Consider the following 20,034-nt stretch of genomic DNA (forward strand, 5'->3'; position numbering starts at 1 on the left):
GTGCGTGACTGACGAGCACGTGTGACGCGGACGGCGAAGTCGTGTGGTCCTGACGCCCCAGTGGCTGGTGTCTCTTCGCAAGACGCGAAACGTCTTTGCGAAGACGGTGACAAACAAGCCCGGTCTCGCCGGGGAGAGCACGAAGCAAGCCGTAAAACCATCGCGCAGGGAAAGCCGGGATTCCGGTTACACCTGTGGTCCTACCCCCGTGCTTTTTGTTGCACGGGACCCATGGGTGCGATCGGCGCCTGTGCTTTTTGTTGCACAGGGCCCATGGGTGCAATCGGCACCCGGCTTTCCCTGCGCCCTCTGCACTTCAGGAGGGACAAAGAAGATGCAAAGCTCGGACAGAACATGCCGCGAGAACGGAAATTTGCGTCCTCTCGCTGACCTCTCTCGAGATGAATTGCTTCGCTTACGCTCGCAATGACGATGGAGAGGCCCCTGCATACCGCTGGCACCTGGCATCCCGGCGGAACCTGCCAGCCGCGATTCGCGCGCGACCGCCCCCGTGGAAACTGATATGAGAATGAAGCGGGCGTTGCTGGTTGACTCGGGAACCGCCAGCAATCAGAAAATGCCCGAAAATGAATGGTCGGAGTGGCAGGATTCGAACCTGCGACCCCTGCGTCCCGAACGCAGTGCTCTACCGGGCTGAGCCACACTCCGACTGAGGGCCGGCTTATAGCGTCGGGTTTCGGGGACTGCAAGGCACCCAATCGAGGATTTAAGTCACAGTGGATACCGACCTGAAAACACTGCTTTTGCCCGCCAGCGCCGCCGCCACGGCCGCCGCCGCCGGGGTGCTCGCCGAGGGCGGCCTGGTCGCGTTTCCGACCGAGACGGTCTATGGCCTGGGCGCCGATGCGGGCAACGCGGCGGCAATCGCCCGCCTTTACCAGGCCAAGGGCCGGCCGGCCTTCAATCCGCTGATCGCCCATGTCGCCGACCTCGCCTGCGCCCGGCGCATCGCGCTGTTCGACGGGGCGGCGCTGCGGCTTGCCGAAGCCTTCTGGCCCGGCCCGCTGACCCTGGTGCTGTCACGGGCGCTCTCCTGCCCGGTGGCGGAATTGGCGACCGCAGGCCTCGATACGGTGGCGATTCGGGTTCCCGCCCACAAGGTGGCACGGGACATCATCAAGACCTTCGGCGGTGCCGTGGTAGCGCCCTCGGCCAATCTGTCCGGCCACGTCTCGCCGACCACGGCAGAGCATGTGAACGGTGACCTCGCCGGCCGGATCGACCTGATCGTCGACGGCGGCCCGGTCGAGGTCGGCGTCGAATCGACCATCGTCGGCTGCTTCTCCGATCCGGTGCTGCTGCGACCCGGCGGGCTGCCGCGCGCCGAGATCGAGCAGGTGCTCGGCCACCCCTTGCTGCAGCCGGAGCCGGACGCCGAGGGCAACGGCGGACAGCCACTCGCGCCCGGCATGCTCGCCTCGCATTACGCGCCGCGCACGCGGGTGCGGCTCAATGCCAGCGACGTCCATGTCGGCGAAGCGCTGCTGGCGTTCGGCCCAGCCAAGGTCGCACGGGCGGAATGCGCCTCCGTCGTGATGAACCTGTCCGAGCGGGGCGATCTTGCCGAGGCCGCCGCCAACCTGTTCGGCTACCTTCGCACGCTCGACAAGAGGAACGCGGATGCGATCGCGGTGATGCCGATTCCGGACGACGGGCTCGGCGAAGCCATCAACGACCGGCTGCGCCGCGCAGCGGTCGGACGGGAATGATCCTGACAGCGCAATCCGGTCTTCCAAAAGATCATGCCCAACACGGGCTCAAAAGTGCGATGATCGACCGTCATCGCATGTTGAACCGACGGGAGTGAAAGACCGGGAACAATGAATATCGTCCAGCCTGCCGTGCCGCCGCTTTCGCCCGAACTGATCGCAAAATTCCGCGCCGTCGTCGGCGAGAAATATGCGGTGACCGACGCCGCCGATCTCGCGCCCTACCTGACCGAGGAACGCAATCTGTTCCAGGGCCGCTCGCCGCTGGTGCTGCGTCCGGGCTCGACCGCGGAAGTCGCCGCGATCTGCAAGCTCGCGACCGAGCACCGCATCGCGCTGGTGCCGCAGGGCGGCAACACCGGCCTCGTCGGCGGCCAGACCCCGCACAATGGCGAGGTGGTGGTGTCGATGCGGCGCATGGACAAGATCCGCGACATCGACGTCGAATCCAACACCATGACCTGCGAGGCCGGCGTGGTGTTGCAGGTGGCGCAGCAGAAGGCTGGTGACGTCGACCGGCTGTTCCCGCTCTCGCTCGGTGCCGAGGGAAGCTGCACCATCGGCGGTAACCTCTCGACCAATGCCGGCGGCACCGCAGCCCTCGCCTATGGCGTAGCGCGCGAGATGGCGCTCGGGCTCGAGGTCGTGCTGGCCGACGGGCGGGTGCTGAACGCGCTGTCGAAGCTCAAGAAGGACAACACCGGCTACGATTTGCGCAACCTGTTCATCGGTGCCGAGGGCACGCTTGGCATCATCACCGCGGCGACGCTGAAGCTGTTTCCGAAGCCGCGCGCGGTCGAGACCGCCTATGTCGGCCTGCAATCGCCGGCAGCGGCGCTCAAGCTGCTGTCGATCTCGCGCAACCTGGCTGCGGGCGCGCTGACCAGCTTCGAGCTGCTCGCCGACATCGCGGTCGATTTCTCGCTCCGCCACGGCATCGACATCCGCGATCCGCTCACGAGCAAGCACCCCTGGTATGTGCTGATGGAGCTGTCGTCGTCGCGCGAGGACGCCCGCGACACGCTGGAGGCGATCCTCACCCAGGGCATGGAGGACGGCATCGTCGACGATGCCGTGATCGCGGCGAATTTGAGCCAGCGCCAGGCGTTCTGGAAACTGCGCGACGAGATGTCGGCGGCGCAGAAGCCGGAAGGCGGCTCGATCAAGCACGACATCTCGGTGCCTGTCGCCGCCGTCCCCGCCTTCATCGCGGAGGCCAACGCGGCCGTGGTGAAGTTGATCCCGGGGTCGCGGCCGGTGCCGTTCGGCCATCTCGGCGACGGCAACATCCACTACAATGTCTCGCAGCCGGTCGGCGGCAATGCGGCCGACTTCCTGGCGCGCTGGCACGAGGTCAATGCCGTCGTGTTCGAGATCGTGCTGCGGATGGGCGGCTCGATCTCGGCCGAGCACGGCATCGGCGTGCTCAAGCGCGACGAGCTGCCCGACGTGAAGGACAAGGTTGCGATCGAGCTGATGCGGCAGATCAAGGCGATGCTCGATCCGCTCGGCATCATGAATCCCGGCAAGGTGCTGTGACCGCACAAACCATGATGCCTGCCGCCCTTGCCATCGCTGATATCGCCGACGGCGACCTCGCCGAGGTCGTCGCATTATGGCAGCGCTGCTCCCTGACGCGGCCGTGGAACGATCCCGCAGCCGACATCGCGCTGGCGCGGCGCGGGCCGAATTCGACGGTTTTGGTCGGCCGCGAGGGCGGCGCGATCGTCGCGACCGCGATGGTCGGCCATGACGGCCATCGCGGCTGGGTCTATTACGTCGCGGTCGATCCCGACAGCCAGGGCAAAGGGCTCGGCCGCGTCATCATGAATGCGGTGGAGGACTGGCTCCGCGCCGCCGGCGTGCCGAAGCTGCAATTGCTGGTCCGGCGCGAGAACGCCAAGGCCGGCGGCTTCTACCAGTCGCTCGGCTATGAAGAATCCACCTCCGTGATGCTTGCCAAATGGCTCGACGGCCGCGAACCGACACCGTGAGTACAGCCAGGGTCCACCCATGAGCATGTCCGACCGCGTCCGCGTCAAGAACGTCCGCGTTCTCTCCAACGCCCGCTATCTGCTCACCAGCACCACCTTCGACTACCGCCGCGCCAATGGCGAGTGGCAGATCCAGGTCCGCGAGAGCTACGACCGCGGCAACGGCGCGGTGCTGCTGCCCTACGATCTAACGAGGCGGACCATCGTGCTGGTGCGCCAGTTCCGCTATCCCGCCTTCGCCAATGGCTATGACGACCTCCTGATCGAGGCCGCCGCCGGCATGCTCGACGACGCCGCGCCCGAGGAGCGAATTCGCGCCGAGGCGGAAGAGGAGATCGGCTACCGGCTCGACCATGTGCGCAAGGTGTTCGAGGCCTTCATGACCCCCGGCGCGGTGACCGAGAAGCTGCACTTCTTCGTCGCCGAATACGACGCCGCGATGCGCGTCAGCGACGGCGGCGGGCTCGCCGACGAGGGCGAGGACATCGAGGTGCTGGAGCTTGCGATCGATGACGCGCTCGCCATGATCGCCGACGGCCGCATCGTCGACGCCAAGACCATCATGCTGCTGCAATACGCCGCGCTGCATTTGTTTCGATGATTGCCACCCCAAGCTCCGCTGTCGTCCTGGCGAACGGGATCCGTAGGGTGGGCAAAGCGAAGCGTGCCCACCTTCACCAGCGAAATGCTGATGGTGGGCACGGCGCTATCGCGCCTTTGCCCACCCTACAATTCTTGCCCGGGACGACAGAGGGTAGGTCCGCCCTAGAACAACGACCCCTGCCCGTCGTCCTCGCGCACCGCAGCCTTGCGCGGCGAGGCCTTCTTCGGCGGCGGCGCCTCCTCGGCGGCGATCTCCTCCGCCGTCATCGGCAGCGTCAATTGCGCATCGTCATTGGCGACATGATTGACCCGCGTCGTCACCTGGTGCCAGGCGAACTCGCCGACTTGCGGCCCCCTCAGCATCGGCATCACGTCGTCGACGTCGTTGGCGCGGCTGTCGACCCAGCGCTCGAACGCGTCGGGCGCGATCGTGACGGGGACGCGGTGATGCAGCCGCGCGAGGTCGGCGCTCGCGGGTGCGGTGACGATTGCGACGGTGTCCTGCTCCTCGCCGTTCGGTCCCATCCAGGTCTCGCACAATGCGGCAAAGGCGAGCGGGTGGCCGTCGCGGCGGTGGATGAAGAACGGCCGCTTGCGGCCGCCGGCATCCTGCCACTCGTAGTAACCGTCGGCCGGGATCAGCACGCGGCGCCGCTTGATCGCGTTCTTGAACGCCGGCTTGTCGCGCACCGTCTCGGAGCGGGCATTGATCAGAAGCGAGAACGTGCGGGGATCCTTGACCCAGGACGGGATCAACCCCCAGCGCATCAGCTGGAAATGCCGCCCGCCATTCTCGAGGATCACGACCGGGATCGGCTGCGTCGGCGCAACATTATACCGCGGCGGGAAATTCGGCTGCTCGATGTAGCCGAACATCTGCCGCAGCGCCTCCGGTGGCGAGGTTATGACAAAGCGTCCGCACATATGCCGTCCAGACAGGAACCCGTTTATTGCCCCTTAACCCCAACCGTTAAGAGTGGAAGATATGACCTCAACGGCCGCCATAGCGGGATCATCCCCGCGACCGACGTATCCCGACGAGGCGCGGGCGGCGCGGTTGCGCGCTGCCAACATCAATCCCCGCACCGGGCTCGCCACCGATTACCTCAATCACTTCAACGAAGCCATCATGCTGCTGGAGATGGTCCCGGACATGCCGGAATGCGCCAGCGATTTCCTCGAATGGCACCCGTTGTCCTATGCCGAGCATTTCATTGCGTCCAACTTCAGGGCGCGCGACCTCGCGATCGAGGCCTACGAGATGGCGGATGCGCAGATCCGCGCCGAGTTCGATCACCTGACCGCGAACATGACCAGGATCCTGACCGAGGTCGGCGCGGCGATGCGCCAGGTGCATCAGGACAAGACCCGCGTCACGCTGGCCGAGCAGGCGATCGTGTGGGTCAAGCCGCTGGTCATGCAGACCGCAGGCGTGATCAACGGCGCGGCCGAGGCCGATGTCGACACCATCATGGCGGCCCGCTGATTTGTCGGGCATGATGCCAGCCCAAACCGGTTTCTGATGCCTTGACCGCCCCCGAACCACCCCCGCCCCGTCCGCAATTGGCCGTTTCCGGCGTGATCTTTCGCGACGGCAAGGTCCTCCTGGTCCGCCGCGCCCGCTCGCCCGGCAAGGGCTTCTATTCGCTGCCCGGCGGCCGGGTCGAATTCGGCGAATCGCTCCACACCGCCCTGCATCGGGAGGTCGACGAGGAAACCGGTTTGCGGATCGACATTGTCGGACTGGCCGGCTGGCGCGAGGTGCTGCCGACGAGCTCAGGCGGCGGGCACTATCTGATCATGTCGTTCGCGGCGCGCTGGGCGTCGCGGGAACCGGTGCTGAACGACGAGCATGATGACTTCAAATGGCTCAAGCTGGAGGAGATCGGTGACCTCAAAGTCACCGGCGGGCTCCAAGAGGTTATTGCCGCGGCCCGGCGGCTGGTCTGAGGCCGGTTTTCGGGCCTCCCCGCCTTGCCTCGGGCGCATTGAGGGGGCATACCACGGCGGTCTCGGAACCCCTGATGTCCAAGCATTTTCTGGCCGTTTTGATCCTGATCTCGGCATGCCTCGCGACGCCGGCGCGGGCACAGGACGCGGCTGCGCCGTTCGATGGCGACCTGCAGCGGCTGGCCGAGATCCTCGGCACCCTGCACTATCTGCGCGGCATCTGCGGCGCCAATGAAGGCGCGAAATGGCGCAACGAGATGCAGGCGCTGATCGACGCCGAGACCCCCTCCGGCGACCGCCGCGCCCGCATGATCGCCGGCTTCAACCGCGGCTATAACGGCTTCCAGCAGACCTACCGCACCTGCACCCCTGCCGCGTCGGTCGCGATCCGCCGCTACATCGAGGAGGGTTCGAAGATCTCGCGCGACCTGACGGCCCGGTATGCCAACTAAACCTGCGATCTTCTTCGACCTCGACGGCACGCTCACCGACCCCAAGCCCGGCATTACCGGCTCGATCCAGTACGCGCTGCACAAGCTCGACCGTCCGGTTCCCTCGCAGGACGAGCTGACCTGGTGCATCGGGCCGCCGCTGCGGGCGAGCTTTGCTGCGCTGCTCGGCGGCGAAGATCTCGCCGACCGTGCGCTAGCGCTCTATCGCGAGCGGTTCGGCGATGTCGGGCTGTTCGAGAACAGGGTCTATCCTGATATCGAGCACGTGCTGGCGACGTTGCGGCAGGAGCCGCGCCGCCTGTTCGTGGCGACCTCCAAGCCGCACGTCTATGCCAGGCGGATCATCGAGCATTTCGGGCTGACGAGCTATTTCGAGCGCGTCTTCGGCTCGGAGCTCGACGGCACCCGCGTCAACAAGGGCGAGCTGCTCGCCTATGCGGTCGAGCAGACCGACGTCGATCCGGCGCAGGCCGTGATGATCGGTGACCGCAGCCACGACGTGATCGGTGCGAAGACGAACGGCATCCGCGCCATCGGCGTGCTGTACGGCTATGGCAGCCGGGACGAGCTGATGGAGGCCGGTGCCGTCCACCTTTGCGCCTCGCCGCGCGCGGTGCTGGATCGTATCCACAGCTCTTTTTGCTGAGCTTTCGAAATTCCCCTTTAAATGCGGGAAGGCGCGTTAACCTTTCCTAAAGATGTGGCCTAGGCGGTACCCGCTTGCGTGCTACATCTCGCGCGTCTCGCCGCGGTTCGCTCCCGGACCGCGCATACATTTTGATGAGTTTCATGCGCCAGCCAGCGTCCTTCTCCTTCCACCACGACCCGCGGCCCGACCACGAGCAGAAGCAGGCCGCGCTGGGTTATCTCAACGAGGCCTGGGCTGAAGCGCGTCATGACGGCGTCGACGGCGACTGCCTCGCGCAGGCGAGCCTGTTCACGGCGCTGGCGGAGCTCGTCACGACCTATGGCGAGGACGCGGTCGCCAAATTCGCCGAAGGCCTCGCCGCGCGTGTGCGCAACGGCGAGTTCTCGCTGGCGCTCGCGAAGCAGTAGGATCTACGGCTTCAACGTCTCGAGGAACCGCACCGGCTCGCCGGTTGACGGCGTCGTCAGCTCGCCCTGCCACATCACGCGCTGGCCCCGAACGAATGTGCCGACCGGCCAGCCCTGCACCCGTACCCCGTCATAGGGCGTCCAGCCGGCGCGCGAGGCGATCCATTTGTTGGTGATGGTCTCGCTGCGCTTGAGGTCGACGACGGTGAAGTCGGCGTCATAGCCTGCGGCAATGCGGCCCTTGCAGGCGATGTTGAAGAGCCGCGCCGGACCGGCACTCGTGAGATCGACGAAGCGCTGCAGCGACAGCCGGCCCGCGTTGACGTGATCGAGCATCAGCGGCACCAGCGTCTGCACGCCGGTCATGCCCGAGGGTGAGGCCGGATAGGTCTTGGCCTTCTCTTCAAGCGTATGCGGCGCGTGATCGGAGCCGAGCACATCGATGATGCCCTGCTCGATGCCGGACCAGATGCCGTCGCGGTGATCGGCCGAGCGCACCGGCGGGTTCATCTGCGCCAGCGTGCCGAGCCGCTCGTAGCACTCGGGCGCGGCCATGGTGAGGTGGTGCGGCGTCGCCTCGCAGGAGGCGACATCCTTGTGATCGCGCAGATATTCGATCTCCTGCTTGGTCGAGATGTGCAGGACATGGATGCGCTTGCCGGTCTCGCGCGCGAGATTAACCAGGCGTTGCGTCGCCATCAGCGCTGCAGTCTCGTCGCGCCACACCGGATGCGAGCGCGGGTCGCCCTCGATGCGCAGGGGCTTGCGATCGTTGAGCCGGTACTCGTCCTCGGCATGAAACGCGGCGCGGCGGCGGATCACCTGGAAGATACGGCGCAGGCTCTCGTCGTCCTCGACCAGGAGCGCACCGGTGGAGGAGCCGATGAACACCTTCACGCCGGCGCAGCCTTCGGCGCGCTCCAGCTCCGGCAAATGGTTCACATTCTCGCGGGTGCCGCCGATGAAAAAGGCAAAGTCGCAGTGCATGCGGTGGCGGCCGCGGTTGATCTTGTCGGTAAACGCCTCTTCGGAGACCGTCAGCGGATTGGTGTTCGGCATCTCGAACACCGCGGTGACCCCGCCCATCACGGCGCTGCGCGAACCGGTCTCGAGATCCTCCTTCTGGGTCAGGCCGGGCTCGCGGAAATGCACTTGGGTGTCCATCACGCCGGGCAGGATATGCAGGCCCTTGCAGTCGATCACCTCGCCGGCAGACGCCTGGCCGAGCCCGCCGATCGCGGCGATGCGGCCATTCGTGATGCCGATGTCGCGCACGCCCTCGCCGTCCTGATTGACCACGGTGCCGGATTTTAGAATGGTGTCAAAACGCTGATTCATCGGTCCTCGGCGCCCGCTTTCCACAGTCATGCGGGCCTTGTTCGGTGCACTTTAGCGCCTTAGCTTGACAGGGGATATCCGCGCTCCGCGCGTTTCCCAAAGGAACTTGGAAAAAGAGCCAAATTTGCGCATGAAAGCAGCGTTTCTTCCAGATCGGGGCGTGGTCAAGGTCTCCGGCGAGGACGCCCGTAACTTCCTCAACGGCCTCATCACCACGGACATCGCAGAGCTGCGCCCGGGGCAAGGGCGGTTCGGCGCGCTGCTGACGCCGCAAGGCAAGATCATCGTCGATTTCCTGATCACGGAGATACCCGCCGGGCATGGCGGCGGCTTCCTGATCGATGCGCCCCGCGCGCTCGCCAAGGCGCTGGCCGATAAGCTTGGTTTCTACAAGCTGCGCGCGAAGGTCGCGGTGGAGGATCTGTCTGACAGCCTCGGCGTGCTGGCGGCCTGGGACGGCGAGCCGACGATGACGACCGATCTCGCCTACGCCGACCCGCGCAATGCGGTGCTCGGCTGGCGTATCGTGATTCCGGAAGGTTTGAAGCAGCAGCTCGCCGACCTGATCGGCGCCGATCTCGTCGACAGCGATGCCTATGAGGCGCATCGCATTGCGGCAGGCGCGCCGCGCGGGGGGCTGGACTTCATCTATGGTGATGCCTTCCCGCACGAGACCAACATGGACCGCCTCAACGGCGTCGATTTCGACAAGGGCTGCTACGTCGGCCAGGAAGTGGTCTCGCGCATGCAGCACCGCGGCACAGCCCGCACGCGGACGGTGAAGGTCATCCTCGACGGTCCATCGCCCGAAGTCGGCGCAACCATTATGGCCGGCGACAAGCAGGTCGGCACCATCGGCTCGACCGCAGGCGAGAGGGGCCTCGCGCTGGTCCGCACCGACCGCGTCGCTGATGCGCTCGATGCCGGACTACCGCTGTCCGCGGGCGGGCTGTCGCTTCACCTCGCCGACCCCGATGACGTCCGCACTCCACCCAAGAAGACCGTCGCATGAGCCGTGCCGCACAACTGCATCCCGACGGCAAGACGCGCTGCCCCTGGCCCGGCGAGGACCCGTTCTACGTCGCCTATCACGACAATGAATGGGGCGTGCCGGAATATGACGATCGCGCGCTGTACGAGAAGCTGATCCTCGACGGCTTCCAGGCCGGCCTCTCCTGGATCACGATCCTGCGCAAGCGCGAGAACTTCCGCAAAGCCTTCGACGACTTCCAGCCCGAGAAGATCGCGCGCTACAACGCGAAGAAGGTCCACGCGCTGATGAACGACGCCGGCATCGTGCGCAACCGCGCCAAGATCGAAGGCGCGATCGCGAGCGCGAAGTCGTATCTCGACATTATGGAGAAGGGACCCGGCTTCTCGAAATTGCTCTGGGACTTCGTCGACGGCAAGCCGAAGGTCAACCAGTTCAAGACCACCGCGAGCGTGCCGGCCTCGACGCCGGTTTCGGTGAAGATCTCCAAGGAGCTTGGCGGACGCGGCTTCAAGTTCGTCGGCCCGACCATCGTCTACGCCTTCATGCAGGCGACCGGCATGGTCAACGATCATCTCGTCACCTGCTTCTGCCACGAGAGCTGCGGCGGCAAGCATCGCGCGCCGCGACTCAAGACGAAATGACGCCGCGCAAATCGACCGAATCCGCGCGCGCCTGGCAGCGGATGTTGTCCGGGCGCCGGCTCGACCTGCTCGACCCGTCGCCGCTCGACATCGAGATCGTCGACATCGCACACGGCCTGGCGCGGGTCGCGCGCTGGAATGGCCAGACCAGCGGCGCGCACATCTTCTCGGTGGCGCAGCACACGCTGTTGGTCGAAGCCGTTATGCGCCAGCAGATGCCGCGCGTCGACACGCGCTTCCGTCTTGCGGCGCTGCTGCATGACGCGCCGGAATACGTCATCGGCGACATGATCTCGCCGTTCAAGGCGGTGCTCGGCGGCGACTACAAGGTGGTGGAGAAGCGGCTGCTGTCGGCGATCCATATCCGCTTCGGCCTGCCGGCCGTGCTCGCGGACGAAATCACGCAGCAGATCAAGGCCGCCGATCACGGCGCCGCCTATCTCGAGGCGACGCATCTTGCGGGATTTTCACAAGCCGAAGCCAAGCGCCTGTTCGGCCGCGACCCCGGATTGCCCGAGACCACCGAGCGCGACTATCTGACGCCGTGGACCGCGGCCAGGGCTGAGAAGCAGTTCCTCGAACGTTTCAAGGCGCTGCACACGTAGCATCGCAGCGCGGGCGAAGCGAAGGCGGGCCCGCTATGTGCACCGCGGAACGGGCGGGCACGGCGTGCCGCGGCTTTGCCCACCCCACGGCAGCCGTTATAATCGGGACAATTCGACCCAAGGACCATCATGCTTCACGTCTGCTCGCTCGCCGCGCTTCTCGACACGGTCATGGCCACGGGTGCCAGCCATGTGCTCACCGTGATGGCGAATGTCGACCAGGTGCAGCGGCCGCCCTCGGTGCTTCCCGCCAACCATCTGAAGGTGTCGATGGACGACATCACGGAAGCGATCGACGGATTCGTCGCGCCCACCGACGCCCATATCGAGAAGGTGCTGACCTTCGTGCGTGGCTGGGATCGCCGCGCGCCGATGGTGGTGCACTGCTATGCCGGTATCAGCCGCTCGACCGCGAGCGCGTTCGCCGCGGTCTGCGCGCTCAACCCGCATCGCGACGAGATGGCGATCGCCCGCCAGATCCGCGAGGCCTCGCCGATCGCATCCCCCAACCGGCTGATCGTCAGCCTCGCCGACAAGGCGCTCGGGCGCGATGGCCGGATGCTGCGAGCGCTCGATGCGATGGGGCCCGGCACCATGAGCGTCGAAGGCCGTCCGTTCCGCATCGATCTGGACTAGCACGAACGTGCCACGGCCGACCGGCTTGAACTTTTAGCCGCCAAGACTGCACTTAATGAGTTGCGACGGGCGACCGACCGGCCAAGGATCGGGCGCGCCCTGCCGGAGGCCCAATGTTCGATTCGCCGTTCGATTTCCTCGCGCTTCTCATCGCCATCGTCGCGTTCGCCGTCGCCGGCAAGGCGATGAATCAGGCCGCGGCGCTGCGCAGCCGGCTGGACGCGATCGAGGCAGCGGCCGCCGCCCGGCCGGCGATGCCGCCTCAGCCGACGCCGCTGCAGGAATTCGAGGCGACGCTTCCGCCCACGGCTCCGGCGATGCAGCCGCCGCCGCTGCCCGAGACCGCCCCCACGATGCCGGACGCAGCGGCGGAGGAGACGACGAGTGCAGTTGCGGCTGCGCCTCCGCTCGTGCCGCAACCGGAGCCCGGCTTCGAGGAGACCCTCGGCACACGCTGGGTGGTCTGGATCGGCGGCCTGACGCTCGCGCTCGGCGGTTTTTTCATGGTGCGCTACTCGATCGAGGCCGGCCTGCTCGGCCCCGGCGTGCGCACCATGCTCGGCGGCCTGTTCGCGCTGGCACTCCTCGCCGCCGGCGAATGGACGCGACGCAAGGAAAGCATCTCGAACATCGCTGCGCTGCCCATCGCCAATATCCCGGCGATCCTTACCGCGGCCGGCACGGCGGTCGCCTTTGCCACCGTCTATGCCGCCTACGCGCTCTACGATTTCCTGGTGCCCGCGACCGCCTTCATCCTGCTCGGCATGGTCGCCATCGGCACGCTCGCGGCCGCGCTGCTGCACGGGCCGGCGCTGGCGGGACTCGGCGTGGTCGGCGCCTTCATCACACCGATCCTCGTCTCCTCCGACAAGCCCGACTTCTGGTCGCTCTACATCTATCTTGCGATCGTCACTGCGGCGGCGTTCGGCCTTGCGCGTATCCGGCTGTGGCGCTGGCTCGCCGTGACCACCATCGTGTTCGCGCTGCTGTGGACCTTCCCCTGCCTGCAATGCGGACCCGACATGGTCGCGCCGCACGCCTTCCATGTCATCGCAGGCTTCGTGCTCGCGGCGCTGCTGGTGGTCTGCGGCTTCATGTTCGGACCGGCCGGCGACGGCGAAGAGATCGAGCCGATCTCGTCCGGCTCGCTTGCAGCCTATCTGCTCGGCGCGACGATGATCGTGCTGAACAGCGCCCACGCCGATCCCGCGATGATCGACTTCGCACTGCTGGCGGCCGGCAGCCTCTTCGTCGCCTGGCGTGCGCCGGCCGCCACGGGCGCGATCGGCGCGGCAGCGGCCTTTGTGTTCATCGTATTCGGCGAATGGGCGGTGCGGCGCAATGTCGACATGCTGGTGCTGCCGGGCGGCGCCATCCCGGGCATCGGTCCATCGGCAACCGACGGTTCGGTGTCGCTGCACCTGATCACCGCGGCGGTTTTCGCCGCCGCCTTCGGCGTCGCCGGCTTCCTGGCACAGGCGCGGTTTGCGACGACGAAGGTCATGGTGACCTGGGCCGCGGCAGCCGTGTTCACGCCGGTCGCGCTGCTGGTGGCGCTGTACGCGCGAATTGCCCATCTCGACCGTTCTATACCGTTCGCGATCGTCGCGGTGCTGCTGGCTGCGGCCTACGCCGCCGCGACGGAAGCGCTGACCCGACGCGGCGAGCGTCCCGAGCTCTCGCCTTCGATCGCACTGTTTGCGACCGGTGCGCTGGCTTCGCTCGCCCTCGCCCTCACCTTCGCGCTGGAGAAGGGCTGGCTTACGATCGCGCTGGCGCTGGTGTCGATGGGCACGGCGTGGCTCTCGGTGCAGCGACCGATCCCGTTCCTGCGCTGGCTTGCGGCGATCTTCGCCGCCATCGTGGTGCTGCGCATCTTCTATGAGCCGCGCATCGCGGGCGATGCCGTCGGGACCACGCTCATCTTCAACTGGCTGTTGTGGGGCTACGGCCTCCCGGCCGCTTCGTTCTGGGCCGGCAGCATCTTCCTGCGCCGCAACGATGACGACGTCCCGCTGCGCATGGTCGAGGCGGCCGCGATCCTGCTCACGGTGCTGCTCGCCTTCATGGAGATCCGCCACGCCGTCAACCATGGCGACGTCTACCGCAACAGCGCGGGGCTAACCGAGATCGCGCTGCAGGTGTGCGTGACGCTTGCAATGGCGATCGGGTTGGAGCGCCTGCGCATCCGCAGCGGCAGCATCGTGCACAATGTCGGTGCGGTCCTGCTCGCGGTCTTCGCCGGGCTCGGCAGCCTCGTGGGACAGCTCGCGATGGAGAACCCGATGCTGTGGCCGCTCGATGTCGGCGGCAGCTTCATCAACCTGCTGCTGCTCGGCTACGCCATCCCCGCAGTGCTGGCGCTCTTGCTGTCCTATGCCGTGGCGGGCCACCGCCCCGCAAGCTACGCCAACACCATCGCCGCCGGCGCACTGATCCTCGCGCTCGCTTATGTGACGCTCGAAATCCGCAGGCTCTATCACGGCCCGGTGCTGACGCGCGGCGAGACCACCGGCGCCGAACAATACACTTATTCGATCGCCTGGCTGATGTTCGGCGTGGCGCTGCTCGGCATCGGCATCCTCGTCAATTCGCAGCGCGCAAGGCTTGCGTCTGCGGCCGTGATCGGCCTGACGATCCTGAAGGCGTTCCTCGTCGACATGTCGACGCTGACGGGCGTCTACCGCGCGCTGTCGTTCATGTGCCTCGGCATCGTGCTGGTCGCGATCGGCTGGTTGTACCAGCGAATCCTGTTCCGCCGGCAGGCCGCACCGCCCGCTCCGCCTCCGCCTGTCCCACAGGCGGGCGGATGAGGGCATGGCGCCGCAGCAAGATGGAGATGTCAGCCGACCGATTCCGCGACGAGGCGAATCCTGAACACGGGCTTCCTGCCTTCGTCGAGCAGCTCCATGTGCCATTCGCTGTTCTGCTTGAGATTGCGCGAGATGCTGGCGAGGAAGTTGCTGCACACTTTCGTCATCTCGGCCCAGGCGTCCTCGTGGCTTTCGAATTCCGTTCCGTGATCGGATGCGCCCGCATAGTCGCCGTGACTGATCCGAAAGAAATACAAGGCCATAACACTACTCAAATGCGAGAACCGCCTCCGATCCCTCGTGAGACGTTGAACATTGAGTAGCTACCAAGGCATGAAGGCCGCCATCCGTATGACTACGGCTTGGCGGCGAATAAGCGTGCCTGCGAAGGTAAACCTTAGTCGGTCGAGCGACGCAGTTCCGGCGCGCTCTCGGTCTTCGCCGGTTCGGCCCCGCTCTCGGATTTGACCGGCTCGAGCCGGGTGCGCTCGACGCGCGGCGTTTCCACGCGCGCCGTCACGTCGGTCTGCGAAGCGTCCGCGGAGCGCGTCTGCTCCGGCGGACGCAGCGTGCGCGGCCGCGCCACGGCGCGGGCCATCAACATCTGCTGGCCGCCCTGGTGACGGAAGTCGCAATAGGCGAAGCCCATGCCGGAAACCGAACCGCGGAACGAACGCTCGTCGCGCTTGTCGAGATTGAAACAGGGCTCGAACGGAATGCCCTTCAGCGAGGCGCAGACGCTCTGGCCGCGGATCTGCAACGTATTGCCGGGCAGCCGCACGTGGCGGATCGGGCCGGAGCCGGAGAACTGGATCGAGCCTGCCGCGCCCATGTCGTCGAGGATGCGGCCGGCGCCGCGGGTGCCGTCGAAACAGGTGAAGGCGAACACCTTGCCTGCAACGAACCTGCGCGCCTCGTCGGCGTTCATTGAGCCCGCGAATGCCGGTGCAACCATCGCCCCGGCTGTAACCGCCCCCAACACAAAACGCGCAAGCATGAGCTACTCCAACTGACGAGCGCGGGCTCCCGCTCCTTTGCGCATGATCCCCACTCAAACGCGTCGCGTTTGTGGCGAGGAAATCCGGCCCCCCGGATCATGCCGCAAGTTTCTTTACCCGCTGCTTACCATACCAACCGTGGCAACATTGGAGCAGCTTGGTTGGTAAAGTCTGAACGCCGTTAGACTATTTTTACCACGATCCGGCCGCGCACCTCCCCCGCGAGGATTTTCGGGCCGTGGGAGATGACGTCGCCAAGGGCGATTTCATGAGTGATATCAGCGAGTTTTGCCTTATCCAGGTCGCTGGCGAGGCGCCGCCAGGCTTGTCTCCGCAGCTCGATCGGGCACATCACGGAATCGATGCCGAGAAGGCACACTCCGCGCAAAATGAACGGCGCGACCGAGGTCGGCAGGTCCATGCCCGCCGCCAGACCGCAGGCCGCGATGGCGCCGCCGTATCTGGTCATGGACAGCAGATTGGCAAGCGTCGTCGATCCGACGCTGTCGACGCCGCCGGCCCAGCGCTCCTTCGCCAACGGCTTGGCGGGGCCGGACAGTTCGGCGCGGTCGATCACCTCGGCAGCGCCGAGGCCCTTCAGATAGTCGGCCTCCGACGCCCGCCCGGTCGAGGCGATGACGTGGTAGCCGAGCTTCGACAGCACGGCGATCGCGACCGAGCCGACGCCACCGGCCGCACCGGTCACCACGACCGGCCCGCTCTTCGGGGTGAGCCCGTGCCGCTCCAGCGCCAGCACCGACAGCATCGCGGTGTAGCCCGCGGTGCCGACCGCCATCGCATCGCGCGCCGAAATCCCGTCCGGCAGACGCACCAGCCAGTCGCCCTTGACACGGGCCTTCTCGGCATAGGCGCCGAGATGGGTTTCACCCATGCCCCAGCCGTTGCAGACGACCTTGTCGCCCGCCTTCCAGTCGGGATGGTTGGATTGCTCGACGGTGCCGGCGAAATCGATGCCGGCGATCATTGGGAACCGCCGCACCACCGGTGCCTTGCCGGTGAGCGCGAGGCCGTCCTTGTAGTTCAGCGTCGACCATTCGACCCGCACGGTGACGTCGCCATCCATCAATTCGGCTTCGTCGAACTGCGTGAGTGCGGCGGTGGTACCCTTGTCCGCCTTGTCGATCCTGATTGCCTTGAACGTTGCCACGATGTGCACTCCCCGAATTCTGGTTTCGGGGAATGTTTAACCCATCAGGCAGGCTGCGCAACCGGCCGTGAAACGGGGGCCTCCACGATCGGCAGGTTGATCAGCGCCGACAGCACGCCGAACAGGATCGACAGCCACCAGACCGGCGTGTAGGAGCCGTACTGCTCGAACACGATGCCGCCGAGCCAGACGCCGAGGAAGCCGCCGACCTGGTGGCTGACGAAGGCAAACCCGTAGAGCGTGGCAAACCAGCGCGTGCCGAACATCAGCGCCACCAGCGCCGAGGTCGGCGGCACGGTGGACAGCCAGGTGAGACCCGAGATCGCGCCGAACGCGATCGCCGAGAACGTCGTGATCGGGAACGAGATGAAGGCGACGGTCGCCAGCGCGCGGGTGAAATAGATCATCGACAGGATGTAGCGCTTCGGGAAGAAGTTCTGCAGCCAGCCGACGCTCAGCGAACCGACGATGTTGAACAGGCCGATTGCCGCGACCACCCAGCCGCCGGTTGTCGCCGAAATGCCGCGATCGGCGAGATAGGCCGGCAGATGGATAGTGACGAAGGCGAGCTGGAAGCCGCAGGTGAAGAAGCCGAGCACCAGCAGCACATAGGAGCGGTGGCCGAAGGCTTCGGCAAGCGCGGTCTTGAACGACTGCTGGTCGGCGGCCGGAGCATTGCTGGTCTCGGTCGGAGGCGTCGAGAGCGCGAGCGACAGCGGCAGGATCAACAGCATCAGCGCAGCGAACACCACGAGCGCGCTCTGCCAGCCGAAATTGTCGATCAGGGCGACGCCGAACGGCGCGAACAGGAACTGGCCGAACGAGCCGGCGGCCGTGCCGGCGCCAAGCGCGAGGCCGCGGCGCTCGGGTGGCAACAGCTTGCTGAAGGCCGACAGCACCAGGTTGAACGACGAGCCCGACAGGCCGAAACCGATCAGCACACCGGCGCTGATGTCGAGCGACAACGGCGTCGTCGAGTAGCGCATCAACAACAGACCGGCGGCATAGAGCAGGGCGCCGACCACCATCACGCGCAGAATGCCGAAGCGGTCGGCGATCGCACCGGCGATCGGCTGGCCGAGGCCCCACAGCAGGTTCTGGAACGCGATCGCAAGACCGAAGACGTCGCGGCCCCAGGCGAATTCGCGGCTCATCGGCTGCACGAAGAAGCCGAGGCTGGAACGCGGGCCGAAGCTCAGAAGCGCGATGGCGCAGCCGCAGATGATGATCACGAGCGGTGTGCGCCACGTGGTGGAGGTTGGACGAAGGTCGCCGGTGGTCACAGCCATCTTGTTATTCCCCCGCAAGCTATAGGCGCGGGAGTCGCCCCGCGCCGAACGTTACGGGGAGTTAATGCAGCTGCATGAAACCCCAAGGGGGCGCAGGAGAAAAATATTTGCCTGCAGGGCAGCTTTGCAAAACGGAAGGATCAGCAAGGTCGTCCCCGGCGCCGGCCAGGACCGGGACGAGCTAGCGCTTCGCGCTGGCCTGTTCGGCGGAGCTCTGGGCGGCTTCGGCGAGCTGGGCCGAGATCGCGGCGGTTTCGGTCGGATTGCCCCAGCTCGGTGCGTCGCTGCCGTTGCCCCAGGCGCGCGGACGATAGAAGGTGTGGACGCCGAATTTGTAGGTCTTCTTCATTTCGCTGACCCAGGACGGCCGCACCCAGTAGGCGTGGTAGTGGGTCGAGCGGTCGACCTCCGGCAGCCACAGCTTGCCGTCGAGTATCGCCTTCGCGATCTTCTGCGCGCGCTCCCACATGTCGGGCTCGCGGACGACGTCGCGAACATTGTCGCAAGCGAAGGTGAACTGGCAGGCGAAATGGCGGTGCTTGTTCTGGTAGACCACGCCGCACACGGTCTCCGGATATTTGCCGGAGAAGGCGCGGTTCAGCACCACTTGCGCCACTGCGATCTGGCCGCGCACGGCTTCGCCGCGGGCCTCGAAATAGACCGCTTCGGCCAGGCACTTTTCCGACTTGGCGCGCGCCTTCGCGTCGAGCAGGCCGAGCCGCTCAGCCGGCGTCTTGGCGCGCTGGTCGTCGGCATTGACCTCACCCTTGGGCGCGATGCTCTCGCCCATCTCGCCGGCCTTGACCGGGCCGTCGGCATCAACGGGCAACGATGCCATGACCTTCATGTCGGGATCAGGCACCGTGACCGGCGTCACGATGGTCGGCTCCTCGCCGGGCTGCCAGCGCTCGATGCTTTCGGGCGTGCCGAGCGACGAGCCGAAGAACAGGCTCGAGGTCTTGAACGAGAACCCATCGCGCGGCGGGGTGGCGCCGGCGGCCGTGTCGTTTGCCGCGGGCGCAGCCTTCCGATCGTCGAGCGGCGCCGGCTCGAGCGATAGCGATACGTCATATTGCGGCTGCGGCGCCGAATATTGCGGCAGCGGCGGCGCGCGCAGCGCTTCCTGCAATTCGGGATCGAGCGGCGCGCTTTCGGCTGGCGCCCTGTCCGCGGTCTTCATGCCCTGGACGGACGAATTGGATGTCGCGGGATCCTCGTTCGACGGACCGGTGTTGGCGGGCGCCGCGGGCTCCACCGGATCCGGCCTCGCGACGACGAGACGGTCACCCTTCAGCGTGCGGTCGACCCTGGGAAAATCGGAAGCCTGGTAGCGCGGCGGCGGCGCGACGATCGGATTGTGCGTCACGGCGCCCGTGATGTCGATGCCCTGATTGTCGAGGCTCGCGAGACGATAGGTGGCGGTTTGCGGAGCCGACGTTCCGATCGGACGGCCGAAGCTGTAGGTGGCGACCTGGATCGAACCAACCGCGGACGAGAACACGCGCTTCTGCCAGCGCTCCGCGACGCCCGGCTGTCGCGCCAAGAGCGAAGCGATATCCTGATATCCGCTCTCGGTCGGCATCAACGCGAAGATGCTGAGACCGAGTCCGAAGAGCGCAAGCCGGGCGCTCTTCGGCTGGTTACGCAACACAAACATCGTACGCTCACGCAACGCTTACTAGGTGCAATCGAATACGGTACGTCCGCGCAATTCGACCTTTTTTGTTGCTATCGAATTTAGGTTGCCGCGGAGTTAATCGGCGTTGC

Annotated in this window: 21 protein-coding genes and 1 tRNA gene; 14 read left to right on the forward strand and 8 right to left on the reverse strand. The window is 66.1% G+C overall.

Annotation, left to right across the window (positions count from 1 at the left end; all coding sequences use genetic code 11):
* Positions 1 to 592 precede the first annotated feature (592 nt).
* A tRNA-Pro gene (locus tag ACFFWD_RS17045) sits at positions 593 to 669 on the reverse strand.
* Between the two features lie 68 nt (positions 670 to 737).
* Between ACFFWD_RS17045 and ACFFWD_RS17050 the strand changes: the two genes are divergently transcribed.
* From ACFFWD_RS17050 to ACFFWD_RS17065, 4 genes are all read left to right on the forward strand, one after another.
* Positions 738 to 1,730 carry an L-threonylcarbamoyladenylate synthase gene (locus ACFFWD_RS17050; protein WP_376967095.1) on the forward strand — a complete coding sequence of 331 codons (993 nt, stop codon included), beginning with the start codon at positions 738 to 740 and terminating at the stop codon, positions 1,728 to 1,730.
* A 111-nt stretch (positions 1,731 to 1,841) separates the two neighbouring features.
* Positions 1,842 to 3,269 carry an FAD-binding oxidoreductase gene (locus tag ACFFWD_RS17055; RefSeq protein WP_376967097.1) on the forward strand — a complete coding sequence of 476 codons (1,428 nt, stop codon included), beginning with the start codon at positions 1,842 to 1,844 and terminating at the stop codon, positions 3,267 to 3,269.
* Between the two features lie 14 nt (positions 3,270 to 3,283).
* On the forward strand, positions 3,284 to 3,724 hold the full coding sequence (locus tag ACFFWD_RS17060) for a GNAT family acetyltransferase (protein WP_376967156.1): 441 nt from the start codon (positions 3,284 to 3,286) through the stop codon (positions 3,722 to 3,724).
* A 19-nt stretch (positions 3,725 to 3,743) separates the two neighbouring features.
* On the forward strand, positions 3,744 to 4,325 hold the full coding sequence (locus ACFFWD_RS17065) for an NUDIX hydrolase (RefSeq protein WP_376967099.1): 582 nt from the start codon (positions 3,744 to 3,746) through the stop codon (positions 4,323 to 4,325).
* A 164-nt stretch (positions 4,326 to 4,489) separates the two neighbouring features.
* Here the strand turns inward: ACFFWD_RS17065 and ACFFWD_RS17070 are convergent, their stop codons facing one another.
* A complete protein-coding gene (locus ACFFWD_RS17070; protein WP_376967101.1) occupies positions 4,490 to 5,251 on the reverse strand; it encodes an SOS response-associated peptidase in 762 nt (253 codons plus the stop codon).
* A 61-nt stretch (positions 5,252 to 5,312) separates the two neighbouring features.
* Here ACFFWD_RS17070 and ACFFWD_RS17075 point away from each other — a divergent pair, with 61 nt between their 5' ends.
* The 5 genes from ACFFWD_RS17075 to ACFFWD_RS17095 all read left to right on the forward strand — a co-directional run bounded on the left by ACFFWD_RS17075 (position 5,313) and on the right by ACFFWD_RS17095 (position 7,785).
* Entirely contained in the window at positions 5,313 to 5,813 is a 501-nt protein-coding gene (locus tag ACFFWD_RS17075) for a hypothetical protein (protein WP_376967103.1), read from the forward strand.
* 41 nt (positions 5,814 to 5,854) lie between these two features.
* Positions 5,855 to 6,277 carry an NUDIX hydrolase gene (locus ACFFWD_RS17080; protein WP_376967105.1) on the forward strand — a complete coding sequence of 141 codons (423 nt, stop codon included), beginning with the start codon at positions 5,855 to 5,857 and terminating at the stop codon, positions 6,275 to 6,277.
* Between the two features lie 74 nt (positions 6,278 to 6,351).
* Positions 6,352 to 6,729 carry a TIGR02301 family protein gene (locus ACFFWD_RS17085; protein WP_376967107.1) on the forward strand — a complete coding sequence of 126 codons (378 nt, stop codon included), beginning with the start codon at positions 6,352 to 6,354 and terminating at the stop codon, positions 6,727 to 6,729.
* Positions 6,719 to 7,375: an HAD family hydrolase gene (locus tag ACFFWD_RS17090; RefSeq protein WP_376967109.1), complete on the forward strand. Its 657-nt coding sequence runs from the start codon at positions 6,719 to 6,721 to the stop codon at positions 7,373 to 7,375. The genes ACFFWD_RS17085 and ACFFWD_RS17090 overlap by 11 nt, the downstream gene beginning before the upstream one ends.
* A 143-nt stretch (positions 7,376 to 7,518) precedes the next feature.
* A complete protein-coding gene (locus tag ACFFWD_RS17095; RefSeq protein ID WP_376967111.1) occupies positions 7,519 to 7,785 on the forward strand; it encodes a hypothetical protein in 267 nt (88 codons plus the stop codon).
* 3 nt (positions 7,786 to 7,788) lie between these two features.
* On the opposite strand, the gene ACFFWD_RS17100 is transcribed toward ACFFWD_RS17095, so the two are convergent.
* A complete protein-coding gene (locus ACFFWD_RS17100; RefSeq protein WP_376967113.1) occupies positions 7,789 to 9,123 on the reverse strand; it encodes a dihydroorotase in 1,335 nt (444 codons plus the stop codon).
* A gap of 130 nt (positions 9,124 to 9,253) precedes the next feature.
* On the opposite strand from ACFFWD_RS17100, the gene ygfZ reads away from it, so the two are divergent.
* From ygfZ to ACFFWD_RS17125, 5 genes are all read left to right on the forward strand, one after another.
* Positions 9,254 to 10,135, forward strand: a complete 882-nt coding sequence (gene ygfZ / locus ACFFWD_RS17105) for a CAF17-like 4Fe-4S cluster assembly/insertion protein YgfZ (protein WP_376967115.1) — start codon at positions 9,254 to 9,256, stop codon at positions 10,133 to 10,135.
* Positions 10,132 to 10,758: a DNA-3-methyladenine glycosylase I gene (locus ACFFWD_RS17110; RefSeq protein ID WP_376967117.1), complete on the forward strand. Its 627-nt coding sequence runs from the start codon at positions 10,132 to 10,134 to the stop codon at positions 10,756 to 10,758. The genes ygfZ and ACFFWD_RS17110 overlap by 4 nt, the downstream gene beginning before the upstream one ends.
* Positions 10,755 to 11,363, forward strand: coding sequence for a YfbR-like 5'-deoxynucleotidase (locus ACFFWD_RS17115; protein WP_376967119.1), 609 nt, complete (start codon positions 10,755 to 10,757; stop codon positions 11,361 to 11,363). Before ACFFWD_RS17110 ends, ACFFWD_RS17115 begins: the two co-directional genes overlap by 4 nt.
* Before the next feature lie 129 nt (positions 11,364 to 11,492).
* Positions 11,493 to 11,999, forward strand: coding sequence for a tyrosine phosphatase family protein (locus ACFFWD_RS17120; RefSeq protein ID WP_376967121.1), 507 nt, complete (start codon positions 11,493 to 11,495; stop codon positions 11,997 to 11,999).
* 113 nt (positions 12,000 to 12,112) lie between these two features.
* Positions 12,113 to 14,812, forward strand: coding sequence for a DUF2339 domain-containing protein (locus tag ACFFWD_RS17125; protein WP_376967123.1), 2,700 nt, complete (start codon positions 12,113 to 12,115; stop codon positions 14,810 to 14,812).
* Positions 14,813 to 14,841: 29 nt separating this feature from the next.
* Here the strand turns inward: ACFFWD_RS17125 and ACFFWD_RS17130 are convergent, their stop codons facing one another.
* The 5 genes from ACFFWD_RS17130 to ACFFWD_RS17150 all read right to left on the reverse strand — a co-directional run bounded on the left by ACFFWD_RS17130 (position 14,842) and on the right by ACFFWD_RS17150 (position 19,924).
* Positions 14,842 to 15,075, reverse strand: coding sequence for a DUF6894 family protein (locus tag ACFFWD_RS17130; RefSeq protein WP_376967125.1), 234 nt, complete (start codon positions 15,073 to 15,075; stop codon positions 14,842 to 14,844).
* 134 nt (positions 15,076 to 15,209) lie between these two features.
* Positions 15,210 to 15,809, reverse strand: a complete 600-nt coding sequence (locus tag ACFFWD_RS17135) for a hypothetical protein (RefSeq protein WP_376967127.1) — start codon at positions 15,807 to 15,809, stop codon at positions 15,210 to 15,212.
* Between the two features lie 182 nt (positions 15,810 to 15,991).
* Positions 15,992 to 16,978 carry an acrylyl-CoA reductase (NADPH) gene (gene acuI, locus ACFFWD_RS17140; protein ID WP_376967129.1) on the reverse strand — a complete coding sequence of 329 codons (987 nt, stop codon included), beginning with the start codon at positions 16,976 to 16,978 and terminating at the stop codon, positions 15,992 to 15,994.
* Between the two features lie 44 nt (positions 16,979 to 17,022).
* On the reverse strand, positions 17,023 to 18,267 hold the full coding sequence (locus ACFFWD_RS17145; protein ID WP_376967131.1) for an MFS transporter: 1,245 nt from the start codon (positions 18,265 to 18,267) through the stop codon (positions 17,023 to 17,025).
* A 181-nt stretch (positions 18,268 to 18,448) separates the two neighbouring features.
* Positions 18,449 to 19,924 carry a cell wall hydrolase gene (locus tag ACFFWD_RS17150; RefSeq protein ID WP_376967133.1) on the reverse strand — a complete coding sequence of 492 codons (1,476 nt, stop codon included), beginning with the start codon at positions 19,922 to 19,924 and terminating at the stop codon, positions 18,449 to 18,451.
* Positions 19,925 to 20,034 lie beyond the last annotated feature (110 nt).

The sequence above is a fragment of the Bradyrhizobium erythrophlei genome, assembly GCF_042430365.1.
Taxonomy (GTDB): Bacteria; Pseudomonadota; Alphaproteobacteria; order Rhizobiales; family Xanthobacteraceae; genus Bradyrhizobium; species Bradyrhizobium erythrophlei.